An 8900-nucleotide genomic window follows, 5' to 3' on the forward strand; every position below is an offset into this window, starting at 1 on the left:
CAGAGGTACTCGAATTCACCGCGGTACAGGCGAGGGGCCCGGCTCTCCGTCCGCCCCGCATGCCCGGCGCGCCCGGCGGCATGCCGGTGATCGCCCCCATGCCCGCAGCGCGGCCCGCCCGCATACCGAACCAGCGCGAGGACGCCGAGGAGACGGCGGTCGCCGGCACCACGGTCGACCATCTCACCGAGACCTACCGCGCCCACTACCGCTCCCTGCTGGGTCTGGCGGCGCTCCTCCTCGACGACACCGCGTCCTGCGAGGACGTCGTCCAGGAGGCGTTCATCCGTGTGCACTCCGCGCGCAAGCGCGTGCGCGACCCGGAGAAGACGCTCGCGTACCTCCGCCAGACCGTCGTCAACCTCTCGCGCTCCACGCTGCGCCGCCGCATCCTCGGCCTGAAGCTGCTGACGAAGCCGATGCCGGACATGGCGAGCGCGGAGGAGGGCGCGTACGACCAGTTGGAGCGCGACTCGCTGATCAAGGCGATGAAGGGCCTGCAGCGCCGTCAGCGCGAGGTCCTGGTACTGCGCTACTTCGCCGACATGACCGAGGCTCAGGTGGCTCAGACGCTGGGGATATCGCTGGGTTCGGTGAAGGCGTACGGCTCGCGCGGCATCGCGGCGCTCCGTGTCGCCATGGGGGCACCGGCATGAGCAAGTACGAGGAGCGGCGCGCCGCCCCCTGGGGGCGCGACTCCCACGAACGACACGAACCGTACGAGTGGCACGAGCCGACGGACCGGCCCGGGCCACTCGAGGCCGACCACGAGCAGCACGCTGGGAACGGAACCGTGAACCACCGCCCCGACGACCAGGCCCGTGCGGACACCGGGCGGGACCGCGCCGCCGCGGACCACCTCTTGGAAGCCTTCGGCAGGGACGCGGACGGTACCGGCGACGGCCTCGGGGCCGGGCGGGACCGGCTCCTGGCGGCGCTCGGGGGCGGCGGGGCCGGGTCGGGCTCGGGCGGCGGGGGCGAGGACCTGCCCGGGGACGGCGACGGGACGCCCGAGGGGCTCGGCTCGGACGAACTGGCGCTGCGGCGGATGCTGCACCAGGCCGTGGGCGACATCGAACCGCGTGAGGGCAGCCTCGACCATCTGCGGCGTGCGGTACCCGCCCGGCGGGCCCGCAAGCGGCAGGCCGTGGTCGGCATGGCGGCCGCTGCCCTGTTCATCGGCACCGCGATCCCGGCCCTCGTCCATGTCTCGAACGCCACCGGTTCGAACGCCGACCCGTCCATCGCCGGCCAGGCCTCCGAGGCCCAGGGCGGCGCCGGCCAGGGCAAGGGACCGGACGGCGGCTCCAGCGGCTCGGCCGGCTCCGCCGGGACGTCCAAGGAGACCGGCAAGGGGAGCCAGAAGGGCAAGGAGGACAAGGGCAAGGGGGTGTCCGACGGGGCCACCGGCGGGACGAACCCGTCGGCCTCCGCGCAGACCGCACCTCCGTGTACCGCTGCCCAGCTCAGCCAGGTGACCGCCACGGCGGGCACCCCGGACTCCACCGGCGCGGTCTACGGCACGTTCCGCATCACCAACACCTCCACCACGAGCTGTACCGCCTCGGGCAGCGACAACGTCACCGCAGCGCCCCAGGGCGCGGCGGATCCCACCAAGATCACCGTGGTGAAGCACGTGACCGGCGACCCGGCCACCAACCTGCCCGACCCCGGGCAGGAAGTCACCTCCCTCGTGCTCAAGCCCGGAGCGGCGTACGAGGTCAGGTTCGCCTGGGTTCCCTCGGAGACCTGCCCGACCGCGGGCAGCGGCACCGGGGGCGGCACGGGCGCCTCACCCGACCCCAGCCCCACGCAGAGCACGAGCACGAGCGGCGGCGGCTCAAGCCCGGACAGCAGCGGCGCGGCACCGCAGCTCATGACGGAGGACGGCGTGGCCGACGGCAGCGTGACCGTCTCCCTCACGCCGGGCACCGGTTCCGCGACCTCCTCGACGACCGTCGCGAACGCCTGCGCCGGCACGGTCTACCGGACGGGGATGCTGGCGGGGTCCTGACCTCCGCTACCACAGGAACCGGCTCGGCCCGAGGCCGGTCGGCCCCGCGTCAGGCCTTGACGGTCGGCGAGGGCGCGGCCTCGGGCGCCCGGCCGGTGTCCGGGCCTTCTGGTACGAGGCCAAGCTGTGCGTCGCGGGCGTACTCCACCTCGCGGCGCAGCAGGCGGAACCACATGAAGAGGGTGAAGCCGGCGAAGACGAACCACTCCCCGGTGTAACCCAGGTTCTGGAACGCCTTCAGGTCGAGTCCGCTGCCCGCCGGCGCAGTCGCCGGTACCGCCTTCATCCCGCTGTCGGCCTTGGTGAGGGTGATCCACGCGTCGTACAGGTCGTACGGCACCAGGTTCACCAGCGTCGCCGTGCTGATCGCTCCGGTCTGGCCGGCGGGCAGTCCGCCTGCCGCGCCGACCCCGTTCGCCCCGGGGCTCTCCGAGGCCTGCAGGGCACCCGTGACGGTGACCTCGCCGGCCGGCGGCGCCGGGGCCTTCGCGGGGTCGGCGTCACCCGGCAGCCAGCCCCGCACCACCGGCAGCGCCTTGCCCCCGTCGGTCCGCAGCATGGTCAGCACGTAGAACCCGCGCCTGCCGTCCAGCTCCCGGCCCGGCACCAGCAGCTGCTGCCCGTACCGCCCGGTGGCCGTGGCCTGCTTCCCCGACGTCCTCTGGGTCACCGGCAACAGCTCGCGCAGCGGCCGGGCCGGCTCCTTGCGGGCCGCGGAGGCCTGCTCGCTCGCCAACCGGTGGTCCTGCACGCGGGCCTCGAACCGGCTCAGCTGCCACGACCCCATGAAGATACAGAAGGGGATGGCGAGCAGGACGAAGACGTTGATCCCCCACCAGCGGGGCGTCAGCAGAAACCGGTACACGCCATCAACGGTACGGTGCCGCCACCGGGCCCCCGCCCGTGGGGCCCGCCGTCAGGCCGCCGCATCACCCCCCAGATGCCGCGCCGCGAAGTCCAGCTCCAGCCGGACCTGCTTGATCCGCTCGTCGACCACCAGTGAGCCGTGCCCCGCGTCGTACCGGTACACCTCGTGCACCGCGCCTCGCGCGGCGAGCCGGTTCACATAGTTCTCGACCTGGCGGATCGGGCAGCGCGGGTCGTTCACCCCCGCCGAGATGTACACCGGTGCCTTCACCGCGTCGACGTACGTCAGCGGCGACGACGCCTCGAACCGCTCCGGCACCTCCTCGGGCGTGCCCCCGAGGAGCGTGCGGTCCATCGCCTTCAGCGCCTCCATCTCGTCGTGGTACGCCGTGACGTAGTCCGCGACCGGAACCGCCGCGATCCCGATCGTCCACAGGTCCGGCTGGGTGCCGAGGCCGAGCAGCGTCAGGTAGCCGCCCCACGAGCCGCCCGTCAGCACCAGCCGCTCGGGGTCCGCGAGCCCCGACGACACCGCCCACTCCCGGACCGCCGCGATGTCCTCCAGCTCGATCAGCCCGACCCGGTGCTTGAGCGCGTCCGTCCACTCGCGCCCGTACCCCGTCGAACCGCGGTAGTTGACCCGCACCACCGCGTACCCGTGGTCCACCCAGGCCGCCGGGCCCGCGGCGAACGAGTCGCTGTCGTGCCAGGTCGGACCGCCGTGGATGTCGAACACCGTCGGCAGCGGGCCTCGCGCTCCCGGCGGCCTCTGCACCAGCGCGTGGATACGGCCGCCCGGCCCGTCCACCCACACGTCCTCCACCGGCACCGACCCGGGCGCCTTGAACCCGGGAGGATCCAGCACCACCCTGCCGGAGGTGGACCGGACCACCGGGGGCTCGGCCGCGGACGACCACAGGTACTCCACGGTCCCGTCGGGCCGGGCCGTCGCCCCGGACACCGTGCCCGGCGGTGTCGGCACCCGTACCAGCTCGCGGGTGGCCAGGTCGTAGCGGAACAGCTCGCTGCGCGCCTCGAAACCGTGCACGATCAGCAGCGCGGAGCCGTCCGGATACCACTCCGCGGCCACGTCCCCCGGCAGGTCCAGCTGCAGGTCCGTCTCCTCGCCGGAGGCGACGTCCCACACCAGCGGCTCCCACCGGCCGCGCCGCTGGTGCCCGATGAGCAGCCGGGTGTCCCCGTCGACGGGCGCGAAGCCCAGGACCTCCAGGCCCAGCTCGACCGTGCCGCCCTTGGTGTCGTCCAGTTCCGCGACCGTCGAACCGTCCGGCCGCAGCACACGCAGCGCGGAGTGCATGGCGTCGCCGTGCTCGGTGTGCTCGATGGCGATCAGCGAGCCGTCATGGGAGAGGTCGCCCACCCCGGCCGACTCGCGGTGCCGGTAGATCTCCACCGGATCCCGGCCCGCCCGCACCAGATGGATCGTGGAACCGTCCTGGTCGGTGGAGCGGCCCACGACCGCCGTCCGCCCGTCCCGCGCGATCGCGAGACCCGCCGGATACGACGGTTGGAGTCCGGGAGCCGCCGGCTCATCCGTCCCGGCACCCGCACCGGAGTCACCGGGCAGGAAGCGCTGGCGTCTCCAGATCCCGAACTCGTCGCCGTCCGTGTCGTCGAACCACCAGATCCACTCGCCGTCCGGCGAGAGCACGCCCTCCGTCGTGCCGTTCGCCCGGTCCGTGACCTGGCGTTGCTCGCCCGTGACGCGGTCCCAGGCGTACAGCTCGTACGTCCCCGTCGCGTTGGAGACGAACAGCGAGCGGTGCGGCGCGTCCTCCGCCCAGTCCGGCAGCGACACCCGCGGCGCCCGGAAGCGCTTCTCCCAGTCCGGCATGTCCCCGCCGCGCTCGGGCGAGGTGGACCCGTTGCTCTCAGTCATGGCCCCATAGTGCCTGGCCGGGCCGACTTCCCGCGGGCGAGGTCCCCAGCCTGTGGATAACCCCGCTCCACACCCGCGTCAGGCCGGGGGTGTCGAGCAGACCCGGTCGGCCCGGGCCGGGATCAGGCCCCGGCCGGGATCAGGCCCCGGCCGGCTCCCGGCGCCTGCGTCCCAGCAGGTCCGCGAGACCCCGCCGCGTCGCCGCCAGCACCACCCGGTCCTCCGCGCGCAGGACGTAGGTGGGCGGCAGGTCCCAGACCAGGCCCGAGGCGCGGTCCGGCGTGCCCGTCTCCGGGTTCGGCGGCTGGTCGCGCTCCTCCGGCCCCGAGGTGTCCAGGGCGAGCACCCGCCACGCCCCGGCGCGGAACGCCTCGGCGACCGTCTTCCCCTCCAGCTGCGGATGCCCGGCCACGTCCACGGCGGCGAACAGCAGCACCCGCCGCTCCACCGGGATCGCCCCGAGGATCTGCCGGCCCAGCATGGCCCCGGCGAACGCGGGGGCGGCCAGGTGGGACACGCTGCGGCTGCGTGTCTGTGCGTGCGGGTGCGCGGCACGCAGGGTGCGGTAGACGGCCGTGGCGAAGTCGTCGTCGTACAGGCGCAGGACGACCCGCAGGTCGGGCCGTACCGAGCGGGCGTACAGGACGGCCTCGAGGTTCGTCGTGTCGGAGCTGGTCAGGGCGAGCAGCGCGTGCGCCCGGTGGATCTTGGCGGCTTCCAGCACGCCTTCCTGAGTCACGTCCCCGAGCACGACCGGCACCCGCAGCCGCCGGGCCGTCGCCAGGCCCCGCGCCTCCGGGTCGCCCTCCACGCACACCACCGGGATCCTCAGTTCCCGCAGCCGGGTCATGACCCGGGTGCCGATCTTGCCGACGCCGAGCAGCACCACGTGTCCGGACAGCCCGCGCGGCGGTCTGCGCAGCGCGGTTCCGCTGCGGAAGGTGCCGAGGGCTTCCAGTACGGCCGCCAGCAGCACCGGCAGCAGCAGCAACCCGACGAGTGAGGACAGCAGTTGCAGGATCTGCCGTCCGACGGGCTCCCCGATGGCCGGGTTGTCGATCGCGAACAGGTCCAGCAGCGTCAGGTAGGTGGCCCGCAGCGGAGGTTCGCCGGTGACCGCCATCGACGCGATCGCGAGCCCGACCACACAGCCCACCAGTCCCGCGACCGACCAGCGCAGCCGCCGTGACAGCAGCGAGCCGAGCGGTACGACGCTGCGGCCGGCGGCCAGCGCCGGACCGGTGTAGGAGACGGTCTCCAGGACGATGGTGCCGCGTCCGGTGGCCTCCCGCACCGTCCTTTCGTCGGGCAGGAGTTGCGGTCCCTGGTCGCCGCCGGCCTCGGAACCGTCGGCCCCGGCACGGTCGTTGTCGGACAGCAGCGCCAGGGTGCACAGCCCGGGGTCGGTGACCTGACCCGGCCGCGGCGGCGGGCGCTCGACGGCCCGCAGCATCAGCCCGTCCGTCTGCACCACTTTCGTGGTGCCGGCGACGGCGCTCGCGGCCAGGGCGGGGGCGGCGGTGTCGGCGTCGGACAGCACGGTCGTGGACGCGTCGAACGCCTCGGGGTCGCCGGTTCCGCCGGACGCCAGGGCCGCCGCCTGGTCGAGGAGTGCCTCGATGTGCTGCCCGAGCCGCCGGTTGTACAGGCGCAGCACGAGCCGCAGCCGCGGGTTGAGGCGGCGGGCGGTGAGCGCGGCGCGGATGTTGGTCTCATCGTCGTCATAGACGAGCGCCAGTGCCGCCGCCCGGTCCACGCCGGCCTCCGCGAGCACGGCCTCGGACGCCTCGGCGGCCTCGATCATCCGCAGGGAGCCGGAGGGTTCGGCGCTGCGGCCGCCGCCGGATCCGGTGCTGCGCCCGTCGGTACCGTTGCCGTTGCCGTTGCCCGCCGCGCGCGTGACGGCGGCGGAGACCCGGTCGAGCAGCGCCGAGGCACGGGCCCGGCCCACCACCGGCTGCGGCGCGACCCGGAGGGCGGGCGGGACCACGAGCGTCACCTGCTCGCCGTAGGCCCCGCGCAACTCGGCGGCCAACCGGTGCGCGAGCCCGTCGTCCCCGCACACCACCATGTGCGGGACCCCGTCACCCGACCCGTTCTGCTGCGGAATCCCTGCCCCCACGAGGAGGAAGACTGCCCTACGGGGCGCGCTGGTTCCACAGGGGCACCTGAGGCGGCGGCATCCGGGACGGTGACTCATTCGCCCGCACGGGTGACCCCCTCATCCGTGCAGGTGACGGCGGCGACGGTGAAGAGCGGGGCTGCTGTCCTTGAGTCATACTCGTGGTGAGCTCGACCGGCGTCCTCGACCGCGCCCGCGGGACGAGCCGTCACCGGCCTGACCAGTCCCCGAGGGGGCCATCATGGCTGTGGAAATCCCGCCCTTGGTCAAACCCTCCCGCCTCAGGCGCCGAGGGGGTCTACTCGGCGAATGCCTCGCGGAGTTCCTGGGGACGCTCGTCCTCATCGCGTTCGGATGCGGTTCGGGCGCCGTGGCCGTCGCCGCGCTGCCGGGATCCGGCCGTACCGCGGGACCCACCACCTTCTTCCTGAGCTCCGGCGACTGGCTCCTGATCACCTGGGGCTGGGGCCTGGCCGTCACGTTCGGCGTCTACGTCGCGGGTGGCGTCAGCGGCGCCCACATCAATCCGGCGGTCACGCTGGCCTTCGCGGTGCGCCGCCGGTTCCCCTGGGCCCGGGTGGTCCCGTACTGGTTCGCGCAGTTGGCCGGCGCGTTCGTGGGGGCGGCGCTGGTGTACGCCGTCTACCACGACGCGATCAACACCTTCGACCACGCCATGACCGGCCCGAAGACGAACGGGCACACCCTCGCCACCTTCTCGATCTTCGGTACGTTCCCCGCGCCGTTCTTCCACGGCGGCACATGGGGCCCGCTCGTGGACCAGATCGTCGGCACGGCCTTCCTGGTCATGTTCGTCGTGGCGGTCATCGACCTGCGCAACACGGGCGTGCGGGCCAACCTGGGGCCCTTCGTGATCGGCCTCGCGGTCACCGCCATCGGCATCTCCTACGGCGCGAACGCCGGGTACGCCATCAACCCCGCCCGGGACTTCGGACCGCGCCTGTTCACCTGGCTGGCGGGCTGGCAGAGCCTCGCGCTGCCCGGCACGCTGCCCGGCGCCTTCAGGGACTACTGGTGGATCCCGATCGTCGGTCCTCTCGTCGGCGGTGTGGTCGGGGTCCTGGTCTACGACCTGTTCATCAGCGACGTGCTGCACATCCGGGCACAGCGCGCCGAGCCGCCGGAACCCGGGCGGACCCGTCCGGTGGAGACGACGGACGAGGAGTGACCGACCGGCGGACGGAAATGACCTGGCGATCGCCACCTCGACCCGACTCCGCCACCTCAGCCGGACTCAGCCGGAGGCCGGATGCCCACCGGTCGCCCGCAGCAGGAGGACGGCGATGTCGTCGGTGTGCCGACCGGTGGGCCAGATGTGGCGGACCAGGCCGTCGATCAGCTCATCCAGCGCGTTGTCGCGGACGTCGGCCAGGTACCGGGCCAGGGCCGCGGTGGTCCTGCCGGTGTCGGTGCCGGGGACTTCGACGAGGCCGTCGGTGAAGAAGGCCAGCAGGGCGTCGGCGGGCAGCGGCACCCGGGTGACGGGGTAGTCGAAGTGGATGTCGACACCGAGCAGCGGCCCGGGCTCCACCTCCAGCAGGCGGACGTCGTCGGGGCCCTGGCACAGCAGCGGCGGAACGTGACCGGCGCTGGCGAGAGCGATCTCCCGGCGGGCCAGGTCGAGATGGGCGTAGAGGCAGGAGACGAGCAGGTCGGAGTTCAGGTCGGTCAGGAGCCGGTTGGTGCAGGCCAGGACCTCGTCCGGAGCCGCCCCGGCGGTGGCGTGGGCGTGGATGGCGGTCCGCACCTGGCCCATGAGGGCGGCCGCAGCCATGCTGTGACCCTCCACGTCGCCGATGACGGCGGCCGCGGTGGTGGCGTCAAGGCGCAGCAGGTCGTAGAAGTCGCCGCCGACCTCCACTCCGCGGGTCGCGGGCAGGTTATTGGAGTACGCGCAGGTTCCCCCGGCCCCGCCTGACGCCTCATAGCCGCATTTCAGCAGGCAGATGGCACTCTCAGCCCCGTTCACTCGATGG

Annotated in this window: 7 protein-coding genes; 3 read left to right on the top strand and 4 right to left on the bottom strand. The window is 73.4% G+C overall.

Annotated features, from left to right (window positions below; translation table 11 throughout):
• Positions 1-59: 59 nt before the first annotated feature.
• Together ACFYZJ_RS21075 and ACFYZJ_RS21080 are read left to right on the top strand one after the other, a co-directional pair.
• Positions 60-656, top strand: a complete 597-nt coding sequence (locus ACFYZJ_RS21075) for a SigE family RNA polymerase sigma factor (protein ID WP_388570287.1) — start codon at positions 60-62, stop codon at positions 654-656.
• Complete coding sequence (locus ACFYZJ_RS21080) at positions 653-2014, top strand: hypothetical protein (protein WP_388570290.1); 1362 nt, start codon at positions 653-655, stop codon at positions 2012-2014. Before ACFYZJ_RS21075 ends, ACFYZJ_RS21080 begins: the two co-directional genes overlap by 4 nt.
• Before the next feature lie 49 nt (positions 2015-2063).
• Here the strand turns inward: ACFYZJ_RS21080 and ACFYZJ_RS21085 are convergent, their stop codons facing one another.
• From ACFYZJ_RS21085 to ACFYZJ_RS21095, 3 genes are all read right to left on the bottom strand, one after another.
• Positions 2064-2879 carry an SURF1 family protein gene (locus tag ACFYZJ_RS21085; RefSeq protein ID WP_388570292.1) on the bottom strand — a complete coding sequence of 272 codons (816 nt, stop codon included), beginning with the start codon at positions 2877-2879 and terminating at the stop codon, positions 2064-2066.
• A gap of 51 nt (positions 2880-2930) precedes the next feature.
• Entirely contained in the window at positions 2931-4781 is a 1851-nt protein-coding gene (locus ACFYZJ_RS21090) for a prolyl oligopeptidase family serine peptidase (protein ID WP_388570296.1), read from the bottom strand.
• A gap of 139 nt (positions 4782-4920) precedes the next feature.
• Positions 4921-6852 carry an NAD-binding protein gene (locus tag ACFYZJ_RS21095; RefSeq protein WP_388570325.1) on the bottom strand — a complete coding sequence of 644 codons (1932 nt, stop codon included), beginning with the start codon at positions 6850-6852 and terminating at the stop codon, positions 4921-4923.
• A gap of 292 nt (positions 6853-7144) precedes the next feature.
• On the opposite strand from ACFYZJ_RS21095, the gene ACFYZJ_RS21100 reads away from it, so the two are divergent.
• Entirely contained in the window at positions 7145-8092 is a 948-nt protein-coding gene (locus ACFYZJ_RS21100; RefSeq protein ID WP_388570299.1) for an MIP/aquaporin family protein, read from the top strand.
• Between the two features lie 66 nt (positions 8093-8158).
• Here ACFYZJ_RS21100 and ACFYZJ_RS21105 read toward each other — a convergent pair whose 3' ends face one another.
• On the bottom strand, positions 8159-8785 hold the full coding sequence (locus ACFYZJ_RS21105; protein ID WP_388570302.1) for a PP2C family protein-serine/threonine phosphatase: 627 nt from the start codon (positions 8783-8785) through the stop codon (positions 8159-8161).
• Positions 8786-8900: the final 115 nt, after the last annotated feature.

This window comes from Streptomyces sp. NPDC001848 (assembly GCF_042891915.1).
Taxonomy (GTDB): Bacteria; Actinomycetota; Actinomycetes; order Streptomycetales; family Streptomycetaceae; genus Streptomyces.

Bases quoted from the DNA above. Each gene is read 5' to 3' on its own strand.
- ACFYZJ_RS21075 (WP_388570287.1), top strand. From the start codon at position 60: ATGCCCGGCGCGCCCGGCGGCATGCCGGTGATCGCCCCCATGCCCGCA.
- ACFYZJ_RS21080 (WP_388570290.1), top strand. From the start codon at position 653: ATGAGCAAGTACGAGGAGCGGCGCGCCGCCCCCTGGGGGCGCGACTCC.
- ACFYZJ_RS21090 (WP_388570296.1), bottom strand. From the start codon at position 4,781: ATGACTGAGAGCAACGGGTCCACCTCGCCCGAGCGCGGCGGGGACATG.
- ACFYZJ_RS21095 (WP_388570325.1), bottom strand. From the start codon at position 6,852: ATGGTGGTGTGCGGGGACGACGGGCTCGCGCACCGGTTGGCCGCCGAG.
- ACFYZJ_RS21100 (WP_388570299.1), top strand. From the start codon at position 7,145: ATGGCTGTGGAAATCCCGCCCTTGGTCAAACCCTCCCGCCTCAGGCGC.